The following is an 18,272-nucleotide window of genomic DNA, read 5'->3' as shown; positions in this document are numbered from 1 at the left end:
TTTCCCAATTTTTGCGAATAGTATAGGTGAGGAGGTAAGTATGGTTCAAGAAATTGCACAAGAAATCATTCGTTCGGCTCGGAAAAAAGGGGCGCAAGACATTTATTTTGTCCCCAAGTTAGACGCCTATGAGCTTCATATGAGGATAGGAGATGAGCGCTGTAAAATCGGTTCTTATGATTTTGAAAAGTTTGCGGCTGTCATCAGTCACTTTAAGTTTGTGGCGGGTATGAATGTTGGAGAAAAGAGACGTAGTCAACTTGGTTCCTGTGATTATGCCTATGACCAAAAGATGGCGTCTCTACGTCTATCTACTGTAGGCGATTATCGAGGGCAGGAGAGTCTGGTGATCCGCTTGTTGCATGATGAGGAGCAGGACTTGCATTTTTGGTTTCAGGATATTGAAGAATTGGGTAAGCGGTACAGGCAACGTGGTCTCTATCTCTTTGCTGGTCCAGTTGGAAGTGGCAAGACGACCTTGATGCACGAATTGGCCAAGTCTCTCTTTAAAGGACAGCAAGTTATGTCCATAGAAGATCCGGTAGAAATCAAGCAGGACGACATGCTTCAGTTGCAGTTGAATGAGGCGATTGGACTAACCTATGAAAATCTCATCAAACTTTCCCTACGTCATCGACCAGATCTCTTGATTATCGGAGAAATTCGAGACAGCGAAACGGCGCGTGCAGTGGTCAGAGCCAGTTTGACAGGGGCGACAGTCTTTTCAACCATTCATGCCAAGAGTATCCGAGGTGTTTATGAGCGCCTGCTAGAGTTGGGTGTGAGTGAGGAGGAATTGGCAGTTGTTCTGCAAGGAGTCTGCTACCAGAGATTAATCGGGGGAGGAGGAATTGTTGACTTTGCAAACAAAGACTATCAAGAATACCAGCCAACTAGGTGGAATGCGCAGATTGACCAGCTTCTTAAAGATGGACATATCACAAGTCTTCAGGCTGAAACGGAAAAAATTAGCTACAGCTAAGCAAAAAAATATCATCACCTTATTTAATAATCTCTTTTCCAGCGGTTTTCATCTAGTGGAGACTATCTCCTTTTTAGATAGGAGTGCCTTGTTGGACAAGCAGTGCGTGACCCAGATGCGCACGGGCTTGTCTCAGGGGAAATCATTCTCAGAAATGATGGAAGGTTTGGGATTTTCAAGTGCCATTGTCACTCAGTTATCCCTAGCGGAAGTCCATGGAAATCTCCACCTGAGTTTGGGAAAGATAGAAGAATATCTAGACAATCTAGCCAAGGTCAAGAAAAAATTAATTGAAGTAGCGACCTATCCTTTGATTTTGCTGGGATTTCTTCTCTTAATTATGCTGGGGCTACGGAATTATCTACTACCACAACTGGATAGTAGCAATATTGCCACCCAAATCATTGGCAATCTGCCACAAATTTTTCTAGGAATGGTAGGCCTTGTTTCCGTACTTGTCCTTTTAGCACTAACTTTTTATAAAAGAAGTTCTAAGATACGCGTCTTTTCTATCCTAGCACGCCTTCCTTTTCTTGGAATCTTTGTGCAGACCTATTTGACAGCCTATTATGCGCGTGAATGGGGGAATATGATTTCACAGGGAATGGAGCTGACGCAGATTTTTCAGATCATGCAGGAACAGGGTTCTCATCTCTTTAAAGAAATCGGTCAAAATCTAGCTAGATCCTTACAAAATGGTCAGGAATTTTCTCAGACGATAGCGACATATCCATTCTTTAAGAAGGAGTTGAGCTTGATTATTGAATATGGGGAAGTCAAGTCCAAGCTGGGTAGTGAGTTGGAAATCTATGCTGAAAAAACTTGGGAGGCCTTTTTTACCCGAGTCAATCGCACCATGAATTTGGTGCAACCGCTGATTTTTATCTTTGTGGCTCTGATTATCGTTTTACTTTATGCGGCAATGCTCATGCCCATGTATCAAAATATGGAGGTAAATTTTTAAAATGAAAAAAATGATGACATTCTTGAAAAAAGCGAAAGTGAAGGCTTTTACACTTGTGGAGATGTTGGTGGTCTTGCTCATCATCAGCGTGCTTCTCTTGCTCTTTGTACCTAATCTGACCAAGCAAAAAGAAGCAGTCAACGACAAAGGAAAAGCTGCTGTTGTTAAGGTAGTGGAAAGCCAGGCAGAGCTTTATAGCTTAGCTAAAAATGAAGAGGCTAGCCTAAGCAAGTTACAAGCAGATGGACGCATCACAGAAGAACAGGCTAAAGCTTATAAAGAATACCATGCTAAACAAAATACCAGTCAAACCGTTGCAGATTAAGGCTTTTACCATGCTTGAAAGTCTCTTGGTTTTGGGACTTGTAAGTATGATTGCCTTGGGCTTGTCCGGTTCTGTCCAGTCCACTTTTGCGGCGGTAGAGGAGCAGATTTTCTTTATGGAGTTTGAAGAACTCTATCGGGAAACCCAAAAACGCAGTGTAGCTAGTCAGCAAAAGACTAGTCTAAACTTAGATGGGCAGACGATTAGCAATGGCAGTCAAAAGTTGACAGTTCCTAAAGGCATTCAGGCAACATCAGGCCAAAGTATTACATTTGACCGAGCTGGGGGTAATTCGTCCCTAGCTAAGGTTGAATTTCAGACCAGTAAAGGAGCGATTCGTTATCAATTATATCTAGGAAATGGAAAAATTAAACGCATTAAGGAAACAAAAAATTAGGGCAGTGATTTTACTGGAGGCAGTAGTGGCTCTAGCTATCTTTGCCAGCATCGCGACGCTCCTTTTGGGACAAATTCAGAAAAATAGACAAGAAGAAGCAAAAATTTTGCAAAAGGAAGAAGTCTTGAGGGTAGCTAAGATGGCCTTGCAAACAGGTCAAAATCAGGTAAACGTAAATGGAGTTGAGATTCAGGTGTTTTCTAGTGAAAAAGGATTGGAGGTTTACCATGGTTCAGAACAGTTGCTGGCTATCAAAGAGCCATAAGGTCAAGGCTTTTACCTTGTTGGAATCACTGATTGCTCTCATTGTCATCAGTGGAAGTTTACTCCTCTTTCAAGCCATGAGTCAGCTCCTCATTTCAGAAGTTCGCTACCAGCAACAAAGCGAGTAAAAGGAGTGGCTCTTGTTTGTGGACCAGCTGGAGGCAGAATTAGACCGTTCGCAATTCGAAAAAGTGGAGGGCAATCGCCTCTATATGAAGCAGGATGGCAAGGAAATTGCGATAGGTAAGTCAAAATCGGATGATTTTCGAAAAACTGATGCCAGTGGACGAGGATATCAGCCTATGATTTATGGACTCAAATCAGCTCAGATTACAGAGGACAACCAACTGGTGCGCTTTCATTTCCAGTTCCAAAAAGGCTTAGAAAGGGAGTTCATCTATCGTGTGGAAAAAGAAAAAAGTTAAGGCAGGTGTTCTCCTCTATGCAGTCACTATGGCAGCCATCTTTAGTCTTTTGTTACAATTTTACTTGAACAGACAAGTCGCCCACTATCAAGACTATGCTTTGAATAAAGAAAAGCTGATTGCTTTTGCCATGGCTAAGCGAACCAAAGATAAGGTTGAGCAAGAAAGTGGGGAACAGGTCTTTAATCTAGGTCAGGTAAGCTATCAAAACAAGAAAACAAGCTTGGTGACGACGGTTCGTACGCCTAAGAGTCAATATGAGTTCATCTTTCCTTCAGTCAAAATCAAAGAAGAGAAAATAGATAAAAAGGAAAAGGTAGTGACTGATTCAAGTAATCAAGCAGAGAAGAAAAAATCAGAAGAGAAGGCTGAAAAGAAAGAGAATTCCTAGCCAATCAAGCTACTTTGTGCTAAACTAAAAATATGAAACATGATTTTAACCACAAAGCAGAAACTTTTGATTCCCCTAAAAATATCTTCCTTGCAAACTTGGTTTGTCAAGCAGTCGAGAAACAGATTGATCTTCTATTAGACAAAGAAATTTTGGATTTCGGTGGAGGGACGGGTCTGTTAACCTTGCCCCTAGCCAAGCAAGCTAAGTCTGTAACATTGGTGGATATTTCGGAGAAAATGCTGGAACAAGCTCGTTTGAAAGCGGAGCAGCAAGACATCAAGAATATCCAGTTTTTGGAACAAGATTTACTGAAAAATCCCTTAGAGCAAGAGTTTGATCTCATTGTTGTTTGTCGTGTTCTTCATCATATGCCTGATTTGGATGCGGCTCTCTCACTGTTTCATCAACATTTGAAGGAAGATGGACAACTCCTACTTGCTGATTTTACCAAGACAGAGGCTAACCATCATGGATTTGAATTGGTTGAACTGGAAAACAGGCTAGCCCAGTTTGGTTTTTCATCTGTACATAGTCAGATCCTCTATAGCGCTGAAGACCTGTTTCAAGGAAATTACTCAGAACTCTTTTTAACAGTAGCCCAAAAATCACTCGCCTAGTCAGGGAGTGATTTTTCTATAAGGATGGAAAAAAGAAGGGAAATTTGATAAGATAGGAATATGGATTTTGAAAAAATTGAACAAGCTTATACCTATTTACTAGAGAATGTCCAAGTCATTCAAAGTGATTTGGCGACCAACTTTTATGACGCCCTGGTGGAGCAAAACAGCATCTATCTGGATGGAGAAACTGAGCTAGAGCAGGTCAAAGAGAACAATCAGGCCCTTAAACGTTTAGCGCTACGCAAAGAAGAATGGCTCAAGACCTACCAGTTTCTCTTGATGAAGGCTGGGCAAACAGAACCCCTACAGGCTAATCACCAGTTTACACCGGATGCTATTGCCTTACTTTTGGTGTTTATTGTGGAAGAGTTGTTTAAAGAGGAGGAAATCACTATTCTCGAAATGGGTTCTGGCATGGGAATTTTGGGCGCTACTTTCTTGACCTCGCTTGATAAAAAGGTGGATTACTTGGGAATGGAAGTGGATGATTTGCTGATTGATTTGGCAGCTAGCATGGCAGATGTAATTGGTTTGCAGGCTGGTTTTGTCCAAGGAGATGCCGTTCGTCCACAAATGCTCAAAGAAAGCGATGTGGTCATCAGCGACTTGCCTGTCGGCTATTATCCTGATGATGCCGTTGCGTCGCGTCATCAAGTTGCTTCTAGCCAAGAACATACTTACGCCCATCACTTGCTCATGGAACAAGGACTTAAGTATCTCAAGTCAGATGGATACGCTATTTTTCTCGCTCCGAGTGATTTGTTGACCAGCCCTCAAAGTGACTTGTTGAAAGGTTGGTTGAAAGAGGAGGCAAGTCTGGTTGCTATGATTAGTTTACCTGAAAATCTTTTTGCTAGTGCTAAACAATCTAAGACCATTTTTATCCTACAGAAGAAAAGTGAAACAGCAGTAGATCCTTTTGTTTATCCGCTTGCTAGCTTACAAGATGCAAGTGTTTTAATGAAATTTAAAGAAAATTTTCAAAAATGGACTCAAGGTACTGAAATATAAAATAGATTTTGTTATAATAGATGAAAACGCTTAAAAAGGGGTATCATATTATGACAAAAACAATTGCAATCAATGCAGGAAGTTCAAGTTTGAAATGGCAATTATACTTAATGCCAGAAGAAAAAGTATTGGCGAAAGGTTTGATTGAACGTATCGGTTTGAAAGATTCAATTTCAACTGTAAAATTTGACGGCCGTTCTGAACAACAAATTTTGGATATCGAAAATCATACACAAGCTGTTAAAATTTTATTGGATGACTTGATTCGTTTCGATATTATCAAGGCTTATGACGAGATTACAGGTGTTGGACATCGTGTTGTTGCCGGTGGAGAATATTTCAAAGAATCAACAGTCGTTGAGGGAGATGTTTTAGAAAAAGTTGAAGAGTTGAGTTTGTTGGCTCCTCTCCACAATCCAGCCAATGCAGCAGGTGTTCGTGCCTTCAAGGAATTGTTGCCAGACATTACCAGTGTAGTTGTTTTTGATACTTCATTCCACACAACTATGCCAGAGAAAGCTTATCGCTACCCTCTACCAACAAAATATTACACAGAAAACAAGGTTCGTAAATATGGTGCCCACGGTACAAGTCACCAGTTTGTAGCAGGAGAAGCTGCAAAACTCTTGGGCCGTCCATTAGAGGACTTGAAATTGATTACTTGCCATATCGGTAATGGAGCTTCTATCACAGCTGTTAAGGGCGGTCAATCTGTTGATACTTCAATGGGATTCACTCCACTTGGTGGTGTGATGATGGGAACACGTACAGGAGATATTGACCCAGCTATCATTCCTTACTTAATGCAATATACAGAGGACTTTAATACTCCTGAAGACATTAGTCACGTCCTTAATCGTGAATCAGGACTAATGGGGGTTTCAGGTAAATCTAGTGATATGCGTGATGTGATTGCTGCTATGGAAGAAGGGGACCACGATGCCACTTTAGCCTATGAAATGTATGTTGATCGTATCCAAAAACATATCGGTCAATACCTTGCGGTCCTAAATGGAGCAGATGCTATTATCTTTACTGCAGGTATCGGTGAAAATGCTGCAAACGTACGAGAAGATGTTATCTCAGGTATCTCTTGGTTTGGCTGTGATGTTGACCCAGAAAAGAACGTCTTTGGTGTGACAGGAGACATCTCAACAGAGGCAGCGAAAATCCGTGTCTTGGTTATTCCAACAGATGAAGAATTGGTCATTGCCCGTGACGTTGAACGCTTGAAAAAATAAGTAAAACTAGTAAAAATATTCCGTACAAGGAGTTGGGAAAGAGATTTTTCCAGCTTCTTTTTATGGTGAAATTGTCCAAAACCTTGCTATGATTGGCTTTTTTGAAAAATATGGTATAATAGTAGTAATTTAATAGATGGAGTTGAGTTTTGAAGAAAAACTTTCGTGTAAAAAGAGAGAAAGATTTTAAGGCGATTTTCAAGGAGGGGACAAGTTTTGCCAATCGCAAATTTGTTGTCTACCAACTAGAAAACCAGAAAAACCATTTTCGAGTAGGTCTATCAGTTAGCAAAAAACTTGGGAATGCTGTCACTAGAAATCAAATTAAGCGACGAATTAGACATATTATCCAGATTGCAAAAGGGAGTCTGGTAGAAGATGTCGATTTTGTTGTCATTGCTCGAAAAGGAGTCGAAACCTTGGGATACGCAGAGATGGAGAAAAACCTACTCCACGTATTAAAATTATCAAAGATTTACCAGGAAGGAAATGGGAGTGAAAAAGAAACTACAGTTGACTAGTTTGCTAGGACTGTCCCTATTGATCATGACAGCTTGTGCGACAAATGGGACAACTAGCGATATTACAGCCGAATCGGCTGATTTTTGGAGTAAATTTGTTTACTTCTTTGCGGAAATCATTCGCTTTTTATCGTTTGATATCAGTATCGGAGTAGGGATTATTCTCTTTACGATCTTGATTCGTACAGTCCTCTTGCCAGTTTTCCAAGTGCAAATGGTGGCATCCAGAAAAATGCAGGAAGCTCAACCTCGCATTAAGGCGCTTCGAGAACAATATCCAGGTCGAGATATGGAAAGCAGAACCAAGCTAGAGCAAGAAATGCGTAAAGTCTTTAAAGAAATGGGTGTCAGACAGTCAGATTCTCTTTGGCCGATTTTGATTCAGATGCCGGTTATCTTGGCTTTGTTCCAAGCTCTATCAAGAGTTGACTTTTTAAAGACAGGTCATTTCTTATGGATTAACCTTGGTGGTGTGGATACAACCCTTGTTCTTCCGATTTTAGCAGCTGTATTTACCTTTTTAAGTACTTGGCTGTCTAATAAAGCCTTGTCTGAGCGTAATGGCGCTACGACTGCGATGATGTATGGTATTCCAGTCTTAATCTTTATCTTTGGGGTTTATGCTCCGAGCGGAGTCGCTCTCTACTGGGCAGTGTCCAATGCTTATCAAGTCTTGCAAACCTATTTCTTGAACAATCCATTCAAGATTATTGCAGAGCGCGAGGCGGTAGCTCAGGCACAGAAAGATTTGGAAAATAGAAAAAGAAAAGCCAAGAAAAAGGCTCAGAAAACGAAATAATAAGGAGGAATCTGGTAATGGGAGTATTTACAGGTTCAACTGTTGAAGAAGCAATCCAGAAAGGATTGAAAGAATTAGATATTCCAAGAATGAAGGCTCATATCAAAGTCATTTCTCGCGAGAAAAAAGGATTTCTTGGTTTATTTGGTAAAAAACCAGCTCAAGTTGACATTGAAGCTATTAGTGAAACAACTGTCATTAAAGCAAATCAACAAGCTATTAAGGGTGTTCCTAAAGAAATCAATGAACAAAATGAACCGGTCAAAACGGTCAGTGAAGCAACCGTTGATTTGGGTCATGTTGTAGAAGCGATTAAAAAGATTGAAGAAGAAGGCCAAGGGGTTTCTGATGAAGTCAAGGCTGAAATCTTGAAAAATGAAAAACATGCTAGCACCATCTTAGAAGAAACTGGGCACATTGAGATTTTAAATGAATTACAGCTTGAAGAAGCTGGTTTCGGAGAAGAAGTAGAAACTCCTATTGTCGAGACTCAAGCTGAACGAACTGAAAGTCAAGAATTAGAAGATTTGGGCTTAAAGGTTGAACCGAGTTTTGACATTGAACAAGTAGCTACGGAAGTAACGACTTATGTCCAGACAATCATTGATGATATGGACGTTGAGGCGACGATTTCAAATGATTATAACCGTCGTAGCATCAATTTACAAATTGATACAAATGAGCCAGGGCGTATTATCGGTTATCATGGTAAAGTATTGAAAGCCTTGCAGTTATTGGCTCAAAATTATCTTTATAACCGCTATTCAAGAACCTTCTACATTACTATTAATGTCAATGATTATGTTGAACACCGTGCAGAAGTCTTGCAGACCTATGCGCAAAAATTGGCGGCTCGTGTTTTAGAAGAAGGACGTAGTCATCAAACAGATCCTATGTCAAATAGTGAACGCAAGATTATTCATCGTATTATTTCACGTATGGATGGCGTGACTAGTTACTCTGAGGGTGATGAGCCAAATCGTTATGTTGTCGTAGATACAGAATAAGTAAAATCAGGGTTATCCTGATTTTTTGCTAGCTGGAGGAGATTAAACTAATGTTGAATAAGATAAGAGATTATTTAGACTTTGCTGGTTTGCAGTACCGTAATCCTGATAAAGCGGGAGCAGAACGAGAGAAAATGCTGGCATTTCGCCACAAAGGTCAAGAGGCCAGAAAGGCTTTTACAGAATTGGCTAAAGCCTTTCAAGTAAGTCATCCAGAATGGCAACTCCAACAGACTAGCCAGTGGATGAACCAAGCGCAGCGCTTGCGACCACACTTCTGGGCTTATATACAGCATGAGGGGAAAGTGACAGAACCTATGTTGGCTCTGCGTTTGTACGGGACATCTACTGATTTTGGAATTTCTTTGGAAGTCAGTTTTATCGAGCGTAAGAAGGATGAGCAAACTCTAGGTAAGCAGGCCAAGGTCCTAGAAATTCCACCAGTAGAAGGTGTTTATTACTTAGTCTACTCAAATGGAGAAAGTCATAAGATGGAGGCTACTGAGGAAAATCGTCAGGTCTTAGTCGAGAAGATAGGCAGTCAAGAAATCCGAAAAGTGTTAGTTAAAGCAGATGTTTCTTTTATTGAAAATCAATCATTAGAAGTGATTTTAGAAAAATTAGAAGATGCTTATGAACGCTTACTTCCCTACTATCAGGCGACTAGAGGATAGCAAATAGAATACTTATTTACATCGAATTGTTTAATTGCTATTCTATGTATTTTTTCATATAATAGTAAAATAGAATGTGTGATTCACTAATCACCTCAAATAGAAAGGAAATTCTATGTCGAATCTATCTGTTAATGCAATCCGTTTCCTAGGTATTGACGCTATCAACAAAGCCAACTCAGGTCACCCAGGTGTGGTTATGGGAGCGGCTCCGATGGCTTACAGCCTCTTTACAAAACAACTTCGTATCAATCCAGCTCAACCAAACTGGATTAACCGCGACCGTTTTATTCTTTCAGCTGGTCATGGTTCAATGCTTCTTTATGCCCTTCTTCACCTTTCTGGCTTTGAAGATGTTAGTATGGATGAGATCAAGAGCTTCCGTCAATGGGGTTCAAAAACACCAGGTCACCCAGAATTTGGTCATACAGCAGGAATTGATGCTACAACAGGTCCTTTAGGTCAAGGGATTTCAACTGCCACTGGTTTTGCCCAGGCAGAACGTTTCTTGGCAGCCAAATATAACCGCGAAGGCTACAATATCTTTGACCACTATACTTACGTTATCTGTGGAGACGGAGACTTGATGGAAGGTGTCTCAAGTGAGGCGGCTTCATACGCAGGTTTGCAAAAACTAGACAAGTTGGTTGTTCTTTATGATTCAAATGACATCAACTTGGATGGTGAGACAAAGGATTCCTTTACAGAAAGTGTTCGTGACCGTTACAATGCTTACGGTTGGCATACAGCCTTGGTTGAAGATGGAACAGACTTGGAAGCCATCCATGCTGCTATTGAAGCGGCTAAAGCTTCAGGCAAACCCTCTTTGATTGAAGTGAAGACTGTTATTGGATACGGTTCTCCAAATAAACAAGGAACTAATGCGGTACACGGTGCTCCTCTTGGAGCAGATGAAACTGTAGCAACTCGTCAAGCGCTTGGTTGGGACTACGAACCATTTGAAATCCCAGAACGAGTATATGCTGATTTCAAAGAACATGTTGCAGACCGTGGCGCATCAGCTTATGAAGCTTGGACAAAATTAGTTGCTGATTATAAAGAAGCTCATCCAGAACTTGCAGCAGAAGTAGAAGCCATCATCGACGGACGTGATCCAGTTGAAGTGACTCCAGCAGACTTCCCAGCCTTAGAAAATGGTTTCTCTCAAGCAACTCGTAATTCAAGCCAAGATGCCTTGAATGTTGTGGCGGCTAAGTTACCAACCTTCCTAGGTGGATCAGCGGACCTTGCTCACTCAAACATGACTTATATCAAGACTGACGGACTTCAAGACGATTCCAACCGCTTGAACCGCAACATTCAGTTTGGTGTTCGTGAATTTGCCATGGGAACAATCTTGAACGGGATGGCTCTTCATGGTGGACTTCGTGTATACGGTGGAACTTTCTTCGTCTTCTCTGACTATGTGAAGGCAGCTGTTCGCTTGTCAGCCTTACAAGGACTTCCCGTGACTTATGTCTTTACCCACGATTCAATCGCGGTTGGGGAAGACGGTCCAACGCACGAACCAGTTGAGCATTTAGCAGGTCTTCGTGCCATGCCAAATCTGAATGTTTTCCGTCCAGCAGATGCGCGTGAAACTCAAGCAGCTTGGTACCTTGCAGTGACAAGTGAGAAAACGCCAACTGCCCTTGTCTTGACACGTCAGAACTTGACTGTTGAAGAGGGAACAGACTTTGACAAGGTTGCAAAAGGTGCCTATGTTGTCTACGAAAATGCAGCAGACTTTGATACAATCTTGATTGCAACAGGTTCAGAGGTTAATCTTGCTGTCTCAGCTGCCAAAGAATTGGCTAGTCAAGGCGCAAAAGTCCGCGTAGTCAGCATGCCATCTACAGATGTCTTTGATAAACAAGATGCAGCATACAAGGAAGAAATTCTTCCAAATGCAGTTCGCCGTCGTGTTGCAGTCGAAATGGGTGCAACTCAAAACTGGTACAAATATGTTGGTCTAGATGGTGCTGTTCTTGGTATTGATACCTTCGGAGCCTCTGCCCCAGCACCAAAAGTATTGGCAGAATATGGCTTTACTGTCGAAAATCTTGTAAAAGTCGTTCAAAATTTGAAATAATCCTAAAAATCAGGGCGCAAGCTCTGGTTTTTCTTACTAGAAAAACAAGGCACAATCTTGTAAAAGTAGCTGAAATTTGATATAGTAGTCCTATGTAAAAGACAAAGGAGAAAATACTATGGAAAATATTAGTCCAAATTTAACATTTGTGATCATGCTTGTAGGTATGTTTGCCTTGATGTTCTTTATGCAACGCTCTCAAAAGAAACAAGCACAAAAACGTATGGAAAGCTTAAATAAACTGCAAAAAGGCTATGAAGTGATTACAATCGGTGGACTTTACGGAACAGTCGATGAAGTAGATACTGAGAAGAGAACCATTGTTCTTGATGTCGATGGAGTTTACTTGACTTTTGAACTAGCTGCTATCAAGACAGTATTACCGCTGAAAGAAACAGCTTCACTAGAAGGCGCAATTGAAAAATAAGACGGGATTACTAACTCCCGTTTTTCTATAAAAGAAAGGAAATGGGATGAAAAAACTAGCCTTTGTCTGTTTGGGAAATATTTGTCGCAGCCCTATGGCCGAGTTTGTTATGAAATCAATGACAGATAATTATGAAATCCAAAGTCGAGCGACTTCCTCTTGGGAACATGGTAATCCGATTCATAAGGGAACTCAAGGAATTTTTCAAGAGTATCAGATTCCTTATGACAAAGCCAAAACATCGCTTCAGATTAGCAAGGAAGATTTTGAAGCCTTTGATTATATTATCGGAATGGACGCTTCAAATGTTTCTGACTTACGTCAGATGTGTCCAGTAGACTGTCAAGATAAGATTTACTCATTTGCATCTGAAAGCGTTCCAGATCCTTGGTATACAGGAGATTTTGAGGAAACCTATCAGCGTGTTCAAGAGGGTTGTCAAGCTTGGTTAGAACGTTTAGAAAAGGGGAGTGAAGATGGAAAATCTTAAGAATTTTTACGACAAGTATCGTGTCTATCTGACTCGTCCACGTTTAGAGCTTTTGGCAGTAGTTACCATTGTTTTTTGTGCTGTACTCGTCTTTTTTCTAAATATTCCAGGAAAAGGTGTTCTAAAGCTTGATAATGGAACGATTGTTTACGATGGCAGTCTTGTCCGTGGTAAAATGAATGGGCAAGGTACCATTACCTTCCAAAATGGAGACCAGTATACTGGTGGTTTCAACAATGGAGCCTTCAACGGAAAAGGTACCTTTCAATCTAAAGAAGGCTGGACCTACGAAGGTGATTTTGTAAATGGTCAGGCTGAAGGAAAAGGAAAACTAACAACAGAACAAGAAGTTGTTTATGAAGGGACTTTTAAACAAGGCGTTTTTCAACAAAAATAAAGCCTCCTTATCAAAGGAGGTATTGTTAGCATCTAAAAGTAAGCGCTTACTAGAAAATCTATCTCTTTCCAAGCCCCTCTTCCAAGCAAGTTTGTGAAATAAAAAATATTTGAAATTAATTTCACAAACTCTAAAGAAAAAACTTGACAAGTGAAGAAAATAAGAAAAATTTCACAAACAATAAAAAATTCTTTGTGAAATGTTTATGAAACTGTTTACAAAGTTGAAATAATGCGTTATAATAAACTTGTGAAAAAATTAACAAAGGATATCGATCCTTGAAAGCTATGGAGGAAAATATGGCTGATAAAAAAACTGTGACACCAGAAGAAAAGAAACTCGCTGCTGAAAAGCATGTCGATGGCTTGGTGCAAAAAGCTTTAGTTGCTCTTGAGGAAATGCGTAAACTCGACCAAGAACAGGTCGACTACATCGTAGCTAAAGCGTCAGTGGCAGCTTTGGATGCCCACGGAGAATTGGCTCTACATGCCTATGAAGAAACAGGACGTGGTGTATTTGAAGACAAAGCAACTAAGAACTTGTTTGCTTGTGAACACGTAGTAAACAACATGCGTCACACTAAAACAGTTGGCGTTATCGAAGAAGACGATGTAACAGGATTGACTCTTATCGCTGAACCAGTTGGTGTTGTTTGTGGTATCACTCCAACAACAAACCCAACATCAACAGCAATCTTCAAATCATTGATTTCATTGAAGACACGTAATCCAATTGTCTTTGCCTTCCACCCATCAGCACAAGAATCATCTGCTCATGCAGCTCGTATCGTCCGCGATGCAGCTATCGCAGCTGGTGCTCCTGAAAACTGTGTGCAATGGATTACTCAACCATCTATGGAAGCAACAAGTGCCCTTATGAACCACGAAGGTATTGCAACAATCCTTGCAACGGGTGGTAATGCCATGGTTAAAGCGGCATACTCATGTGGTAAACCAGCTCTTGGGGTAGGTGCCGGAAACGTGCCAGCTTATGTTGAAAAATCAGCTAACATTCGTCAAGCTGCACACGATATCGTCATGTCTAAATCGTTTGACAACGGTATGGTCTGTGCATCTGAACAAGCGGTTATCATTGATAAAGAAATTTACGATGAATTTGTAGCAGAGTTCAAATCTTATCACACTTACTTTGTAAACAAAAAAGAAAAAGCACTTCTCGAAGAATTCTGCTTCGGCGTCAAAGCAAACAGTAAAAACTGTGCTGGTGCAAAATTGAACGCTGACATCGTTGGTAAACCAGCAACTTGGATTGCAGAGCAAGCAGGATTTACAGTTCCAGAAGGAACAAACATTCTTGCTGCAGAATGTAAAGAAGTTGGTGAAAACGAGCCATTGACTCGTGAAAAATTGTCACCAGTTATCGCAGTTTTGAAATCTGAAAGCCGTGAAGATGGTATTACTAAGGCTCGTCAAATGGTTGAATTTAACGGTCTTGGACACTCAGCAGCTATCCACACAGCTGACGAAGAATTGACTAAAGAATTTGGTAAAGCTGTTAAAGCTATTCGTGTTATCTGTAACTCACCTTCTACTTTCGGTGGTATCGGGGACGTTTATAATGCCTTCTTGCCATCATTGACACTCGGATGTGGTTCTTACGGACGCAACTCAGTTGGGGATAACGTTAGTGCCATTAACCTCTTGAATATCAAAAAAGTCGGAAGACGGAGAAATAACATGCAATGGATGAAACTTCCTTCAAAAACATACTTTGAACGTGATTCAATTCAATACCTTCAAAAATGTCGTGACGTAGAACGTGTCATGATCGTTACTGACCATGCCATGGTAGAGCTTGGTTTCCTTGATCGTATCATTGAACAACTTGATCTTCGTCGCAATAAGGTTGTTTACCAAATCTTTGCTGATGTAGAACCAGATCCAGATATCACAACTGTAAACCGTGGTACTGAGATTATGCGTGCCTTCAAACCAGATACAATCATCGCTCTCGGTGGTGGATCTCCAATGGATGCTGCTAAAGTAATGTGGCTCTTCTACGAACAACCAGAAGTGGACTTCCGTGACCTTGTTCAAAAATTCATGGATATCCGTAAACGTGCCTTCAAATTCCCATTGCTTGGTAAGAAGACTAAATTCATCGCTATCCCAACTACATCTGGTACAGGATCTGAAGTAACTCCATTTGCCGTTATCTCTGATAAAGCAAACAACCGTAAATACCCAATCGCTGACTACTCATTGACACCAACTGTGGCAATCGTAGACCCTGCTTTGGTATTGACAGTTCCTGGATTTGTTGCTGCTGATACTGGTATGGACGTATTGACTCACGCAACTGAAGCTTACGTATCCCAAATGGCTAGCGACTACACTGACGGTCTTGCACTTCAAGCAATTAAACTTGTATTCGAAAACCTTGAAAGCTCAGTTAAGAATGCGGACTTCCACTCACGTGAGAAAATGCATAACGCTTCAACAATCGCTGGTATGGCCTTTGCCAATGCCTTCCTAGGTATTTCTCACTCAATGGCCCATAAGATTGGTGCGCAATTCCACACAATCCATGGTCGTACAAATGCTATCTTGCTTCCATACGTCATCCGCTACAACGGTACACGTCCAGCCAAGACAGCAACATGGCCTAAGTACAACTACTACCGTGCAGATGAAAAATACCAAGATATCGCACGCATGCTTGGACTTCCAGCTTCTACTCCAGAAGAAGGTGTGGAATCTTACGCAAAAGCTGTCTACGAACTTGGTGAGCGCGTAGGTATCCAAATGAACTTCAAAGCACAAGGAATTGATGAAAAAGAATGGAAAGAACATTCTCGTGAATTGGCCTTCCTTGCTTATGAAGATCAATGTTCACCAGCTAACCCACGTCTTCCAATGGTTGACCATATGCAAGAAATCATCGAAGATTCTTACTATGGCTACAAAGAAAGACCAGGACGCCGTAAATAATTGTTTATCAGCCTAGAGGCAGGAATTTCCTGTCTCTTTTCTTGTAGAATTGGAGTATTGAAAATAATTTTTAGCTTTTCTGTTTTCACTTTTCATCTGAAAAGGAAAGTGAGAAATGACTAGGTAGACAAATAAAGACAGCAGTATAGGCTTTCAAAGGAGAAAGAAAAATAAGTGGGGTATAGACAAAAAACAACGCCCGTACTTGCAATTAAACTTAAATAGTTATATAATAGGTTTGTTGAAAGGTGATTTGTAGTGATTCAAGTTACTCTTTTCACAATAAAAATTTCATGATTTTCATAAGGAGGAAATCACTAATGGTAGTTAAAGTTGGTATTAACGGTTTCGGACGTATCGGTCGTCTTGCTTTCCGTCGTATCCAAAACGTAGAAGGTGTTGAAGTTACACGCATCAACGACCTTACAGATCCAGTTATGCTTGCACACTTGTTGAAATACGACACAACTCAAGGTCGTTTCGACGGTACTGTTGAAGTTAAAGAAGGTGGATTCGAAGTTAACGGTAAATTCGTTAAAGTTTCTGCTGAACGTGATCCAGAACAAATCGACTGGGCTACTGACGGTGTAGAAATCGTTCTTGAAGCTACTGGTTTCTTTGCTAAGAAAGAAGCAGCTGAAAAACACCTTAAAGGTGGAGCTAAAAAAGTTGTTATCACTGCTCCTGGTGGAAACGACGTTAAAACAGTTGTATTCAACACTAACCACGACGTTCTTGACGGTACTGAAACAGTTATCTCAGGTGCTTCATGTACTACAAACTGCTTGGCTCCAATGGCTAAAGCTCTTCAAGACAACTTTGGTGTTGTTGAAGGATTGATGACTACTATCCACGCTTACACTGGTGACCAAATGATCCTTGACGGACCACACCGTGGTGGTGACCTTCGCCGTGCTCGCGCTGGTGCTGCAAACATCGTTCCTAACTCAACTGGTGCTGCTAAAGCTATCGGTCTTGTAATCCCAGAATTGAACGGTAAACTTGACGGATCTGCACAACGCGTTCCAACTCCAACTGGATCAGTTACTGAATTGGTAGCAGTTCTTGAAAAGAACGTTACTGTTGATGAAGTGAACGCAGCTATGAAAGCAGCTTCAAACGAATCATACGGTTACACAGAAGATCCAATCGTATCTTCAGATATCGTAGGTATGTCTTACGGTTCATTGTTTGACGCAACTCAAACTAAAGTTCTTGACGTTGACGGTAAACAATTGGTTAAAGTTGTATCATGGTACGACAACGAAATGTCATACACTGCACAACTTGTTCGTACTCTTGAATACTTCGCAAAAATCGCTAAATAATTCATGAGTCGATAAAAAGCAAGGCCTCTTGGCCTTGCTTTTCTTATATTGAAGAATGGATGACACAACAATCATCCATTCTTTTTTAATTCTTTTTCAAATGTATCGGAAAGGGTAGTGAAACTTAACTTTTCTAATGTAAACGGATGGGTAAAGGACAGTCGAAAGGCGTGAAGCATAAGCCGATTTGTTTTTGATTTGCTATTATAGAGAGGATCACCCAGGATAGGGAGGTTGTGATGAGAGAGATGCACGCGAATCTGATGTGTTCGCCCTGTCTTTAGTTTGCAACGAACCAAGGAAGTCTTGTTTGGGAATTGCTTTAATCTGCTTACATGTGTTTCAGCATATTGCCCATTTTTTGTATCAACTATTCGTTTTCTACGGTCATGGCGATCACGCCCAATTTTGTCTCTGAAAACAAGTTCTTTGCTGTTGATATTTCCATCAACAAGTGCCCAATATTCCCTAGAAATCTCTTTTTTCTCCAATAAGCGATTGAGAATAGGCAGGATAAAAGGATTTTTGGCAAAGAGAACCAAACCACTGGTTTCCATGTCCAGACGATGAACGACATAGCAGGTTTGGCCGACATAGGCACTGACATGGTTAAGAAGTGCGATTTCGTTTGGTTGGTTACCATGTGTTTTCATACCCTCAGGTTTGTTGACAATAATCAAGTGTTGATCTTGATAAACTTCTTGAACGAGGTTTGGGTTGCCCCAAGGGATTTCTTTTTCGGGATAATCTTCCTCGTCAAAAGTCAACTGGCAAACATCTCCAGGACTTACCATTTCGTTCCAATGAACTTCTCGCTGATTTATCAAAATATGTTTCTTGATTCTCAAAAAATGACGGATTTTTCTAGGGATGAGGAGTTGTTCCTCAAGTAATTGCTTTACCGTCATTTGAGGTAGAGAGTCTGGTAATGTAAATGTGAATTGCATACAGATATTGTAACAA

20 protein-coding genes and 1 pseudogene are annotated in these 18,272 nt (G+C 40.8%); 20 read left to right on the top strand and 1 reads right to left on the bottom strand.

The features are described from left to right. The first annotated feature begins 40 nt into the window (after positions 1 to 40). The 20 genes and pseudogenes from comGA (at position 41) to gap (ending at position 17,309) form a co-directional block, all read left to right on the top strand. The gene (comGA, locus tag DXN33_RS06830; protein ID WP_115904682.1) at positions 41 to 982 is read left to right on the top strand and encodes a competence type IV pilus ATPase ComGA; all 942 of its coding nucleotides are present in this window, start codon (positions 41 to 43) and stop codon (positions 980 to 982) included. Beyond that, positions 930 to 1,946, top strand: coding sequence for a competence type IV pilus assembly protein ComGB (gene comGB, locus DXN33_RS06825; protein WP_115904681.1), 1,017 nt, complete (start codon positions 930 to 932; stop codon positions 1,944 to 1,946). The genes comGA and comGB overlap by 53 nt, the downstream gene beginning before the upstream one ends. A 1-nt stretch (position 1,947) precedes the next feature. Further along, on the top strand, positions 1,948 to 2,271 hold the full coding sequence (comGC, locus tag DXN33_RS06820; protein WP_115904680.1) for a comG operon protein ComGC: 324 nt from the start codon (positions 1,948 to 1,950) through the stop codon (positions 2,269 to 2,271). Beyond that, positions 2,234 to 2,668, top strand: coding sequence for a competence type IV pilus minor pilin ComGD (gene comGD / locus DXN33_RS06815; protein ID WP_181897296.1), 435 nt, complete (start codon positions 2,234 to 2,236; stop codon positions 2,666 to 2,668). The genes comGC and comGD overlap by 38 nt, the downstream gene beginning before the upstream one ends. After that, positions 2,631 to 2,933, top strand: a complete 303-nt coding sequence (gene comGE / locus DXN33_RS06810; protein ID WP_000413381.1) for a competence type IV pilus minor pilin ComGE — start codon at positions 2,631 to 2,633, stop codon at positions 2,931 to 2,933. Before comGD ends, comGE begins: the two co-directional genes overlap by 38 nt. Continuing rightward, a pseudogene (gene comGF / locus DXN33_RS06805) lies at positions 2,896 to 3,357 on the top strand (competence type IV pilus minor pilin ComGF). The gene comGE and the pseudogene comGF overlap by 38 nt, the downstream one beginning before the upstream one ends. Next, a complete protein-coding gene (comGG, locus tag DXN33_RS06800) occupies positions 3,335 to 3,748 on the top strand; it encodes a competence type IV pilus minor pilin ComGG (protein WP_031233244.1) in 414 nt (137 codons plus the stop codon). Before comGF ends, comGG begins: the two are co-directional and overlap by 23 nt. Before the next feature lie 32 nt (positions 3,749 to 3,780). After that, positions 3,781 to 4,368 (top strand): class I SAM-dependent methyltransferase, encoded by a 588-nt coding sequence (locus tag DXN33_RS06795; protein WP_020903617.1) that lies wholly within the window; start codon positions 3,781 to 3,783, stop codon positions 4,366 to 4,368. A gap of 60 nt (positions 4,369 to 4,428) precedes the next feature. Further along, a complete protein-coding gene (locus tag DXN33_RS06790; protein ID WP_115904678.1) occupies positions 4,429 to 5,382 on the top strand; it encodes a class I SAM-dependent methyltransferase in 954 nt (317 codons plus the stop codon). Positions 5,383 to 5,432: 50 nt separating this feature from the next. Beyond that, complete coding sequence (locus DXN33_RS06785; protein ID WP_033681099.1) at positions 5,433 to 6,623, top strand: acetate kinase; 1,191 nt, start codon at positions 5,433 to 5,435, stop codon at positions 6,621 to 6,623. A 149-nt stretch (positions 6,624 to 6,772) separates the two neighbouring features. Beyond that, positions 6,773 to 7,144 carry a ribonuclease P protein component gene (rnpA, locus tag DXN33_RS06780; RefSeq protein WP_042749880.1) on the top strand — a complete coding sequence of 124 codons (372 nt, stop codon included), beginning with the start codon at positions 6,773 to 6,775 and terminating at the stop codon, positions 7,142 to 7,144. Further along, positions 7,119 to 7,943, top strand: coding sequence for a membrane protein insertase YidC (locus DXN33_RS06775; protein WP_200872071.1), 825 nt, complete (start codon positions 7,119 to 7,121; stop codon positions 7,941 to 7,943). Before rnpA ends, DXN33_RS06775 begins: the two co-directional genes overlap by 26 nt. 17 nt (positions 7,944 to 7,960) lie before the next feature. Beyond that, a complete protein-coding gene (jag, locus tag DXN33_RS06770; protein WP_049492474.1) occupies positions 7,961 to 8,950 on the top strand; it encodes an RNA-binding cell elongation regulator Jag/EloR in 990 nt (329 codons plus the stop codon). A 50-nt stretch (positions 8,951 to 9,000) separates the two neighbouring features. Next, entirely contained in the window at positions 9,001 to 9,624 is a 624-nt protein-coding gene (locus tag DXN33_RS06765; protein WP_115904677.1) for a ribonuclease P, read from the top strand. Positions 9,625 to 9,739: 115 nt separating this feature from the next. Further along, the gene (gene tkt / locus DXN33_RS06760) at positions 9,740 to 11,716 is read left to right on the top strand and encodes a transketolase (RefSeq protein WP_049492472.1); all 1,977 of its coding nucleotides are present in this window, start codon (positions 9,740 to 9,742) and stop codon (positions 11,714 to 11,716) included. A 127-nt stretch (positions 11,717 to 11,843) separates the two neighbouring features. After that, positions 11,844 to 12,143, top strand: coding sequence for a preprotein translocase subunit YajC (yajC, locus tag DXN33_RS06755; RefSeq protein ID WP_049492702.1), 300 nt, complete (start codon positions 11,844 to 11,846; stop codon positions 12,141 to 12,143). 46 nt (positions 12,144 to 12,189) lie between these two features. Then, positions 12,190 to 12,633 (top strand): low molecular weight protein-tyrosine-phosphatase, encoded by a 444-nt coding sequence (locus DXN33_RS06750; protein WP_115904676.1) that lies wholly within the window; start codon positions 12,190 to 12,192, stop codon positions 12,631 to 12,633. Further along, positions 12,620 to 13,030: an MORN repeat-containing protein gene (locus DXN33_RS06745; protein WP_070482056.1), complete on the top strand. Its 411-nt coding sequence runs from the start codon at positions 12,620 to 12,622 to the stop codon at positions 13,028 to 13,030. The genes DXN33_RS06750 and DXN33_RS06745 overlap by 14 nt, the downstream gene beginning before the upstream one ends. A 299-nt stretch (positions 13,031 to 13,329) precedes the next feature. After that, the gene (gene adhE, locus DXN33_RS06740; RefSeq protein WP_115904675.1) at positions 13,330 to 15,981 is read left to right on the top strand and encodes a bifunctional acetaldehyde-CoA/alcohol dehydrogenase; all 2,652 of its coding nucleotides are present in this window, start codon (positions 13,330 to 13,332) and stop codon (positions 15,979 to 15,981) included. Between the two features lie 320 nt (positions 15,982 to 16,301). Next, positions 16,302 to 17,309 (top strand): type I glyceraldehyde-3-phosphate dehydrogenase, encoded by a 1,008-nt coding sequence (gap, locus tag DXN33_RS06735; protein WP_000260685.1) that lies wholly within the window; start codon positions 16,302 to 16,304, stop codon positions 17,307 to 17,309. A 71-nt stretch (positions 17,310 to 17,380) separates the two neighbouring features. On the opposite strand, the gene DXN33_RS06730 is transcribed toward gap, so the two are convergent. Beyond that, entirely contained in the window at positions 17,381 to 18,256 is an 876-nt protein-coding gene (locus tag DXN33_RS06730; protein WP_115904674.1) for an RluA family pseudouridine synthase, read from the bottom strand. Positions 18,257 to 18,272 lie beyond the last annotated feature (16 nt).

This window comes from Streptococcus sp. NM, assembly GCF_003390135.1.
Taxonomy (GTDB): domain Bacteria; phylum Bacillota; class Bacilli; order Lactobacillales; family Streptococcaceae; genus Streptococcus.
Note: the sequence above shows the minus strand (reverse complement) of the source record. Positions and strands in the feature narration are given on the sequence as shown.

What these genes read in the sequence shown, in the direction of transcription:
- comGA (WP_115904682.1), top strand. Translation starts at nt 41, where the DNA reads ATGGTTCAAGAAATTGCACAAGAAATCATTCGTTCGGCTCGGAAAAAA.
- comGB (WP_115904681.1), top strand. Translation starts at nt 930, where the DNA reads ATGGACATATCACAAGTCTTCAGGCTGAAACGGAAAAAATTAGCTACA.
- comGC (WP_115904680.1), top strand. Translation starts at nt 1,948, where the DNA reads ATGAAAAAAATGATGACATTCTTGAAAAAAGCGAAAGTGAAGGCTTTT.
- comGD (WP_181897296.1), top strand. Translation starts at nt 2,234, where the DNA reads ATGCTAAACAAAATACCAGTCAAACCGTTGCAGATTAAGGCTTTTACC.
- comGE (WP_000413381.1), top strand. Translation starts at nt 2,631, where the DNA reads ATGGAAAAATTAAACGCATTAAGGAAACAAAAAATTAGGGCAGTGATT.
- DXN33_RS06795 (WP_020903617.1), top strand. Translation starts at nt 3,781, where the DNA reads ATGAAACATGATTTTAACCACAAAGCAGAAACTTTTGATTCCCCTAAA.
- DXN33_RS06790 (WP_115904678.1), top strand. Translation starts at nt 4,429, where the DNA reads ATGGATTTTGAAAAAATTGAACAAGCTTATACCTATTTACTAGAGAAT.
- DXN33_RS06785 (WP_033681099.1), top strand. Translation starts at nt 5,433, where the DNA reads ATGACAAAAACAATTGCAATCAATGCAGGAAGTTCAAGTTTGAAATGG.
- jag (WP_049492474.1), top strand. Translation starts at nt 7,961, where the DNA reads ATGGGAGTATTTACAGGTTCAACTGTTGAAGAAGCAATCCAGAAAGGA.
- DXN33_RS06765 (WP_115904677.1), top strand. Translation starts at nt 9,001, where the DNA reads ATGTTGAATAAGATAAGAGATTATTTAGACTTTGCTGGTTTGCAGTAC.
- tkt (WP_049492472.1), top strand. Translation starts at nt 9,740, where the DNA reads ATGTCGAATCTATCTGTTAATGCAATCCGTTTCCTAGGTATTGACGCT.
- DXN33_RS06750 (WP_115904676.1), top strand. Translation starts at nt 12,190, where the DNA reads ATGAAAAAACTAGCCTTTGTCTGTTTGGGAAATATTTGTCGCAGCCCT.
- DXN33_RS06745 (WP_070482056.1), top strand. Translation starts at nt 12,620, where the DNA reads ATGGAAAATCTTAAGAATTTTTACGACAAGTATCGTGTCTATCTGACT.
- adhE (WP_115904675.1), top strand. Translation starts at nt 13,330, where the DNA reads ATGGCTGATAAAAAAACTGTGACACCAGAAGAAAAGAAACTCGCTGCT.
- gap (WP_000260685.1), top strand. Translation starts at nt 16,302, where the DNA reads ATGGTAGTTAAAGTTGGTATTAACGGTTTCGGACGTATCGGTCGTCTT.
- DXN33_RS06730 (WP_115904674.1), bottom strand. Translation starts at nt 18,256, where the DNA reads ATGCAATTCACATTTACATTACCAGACTCTCTACCTCAAATGACGGTA.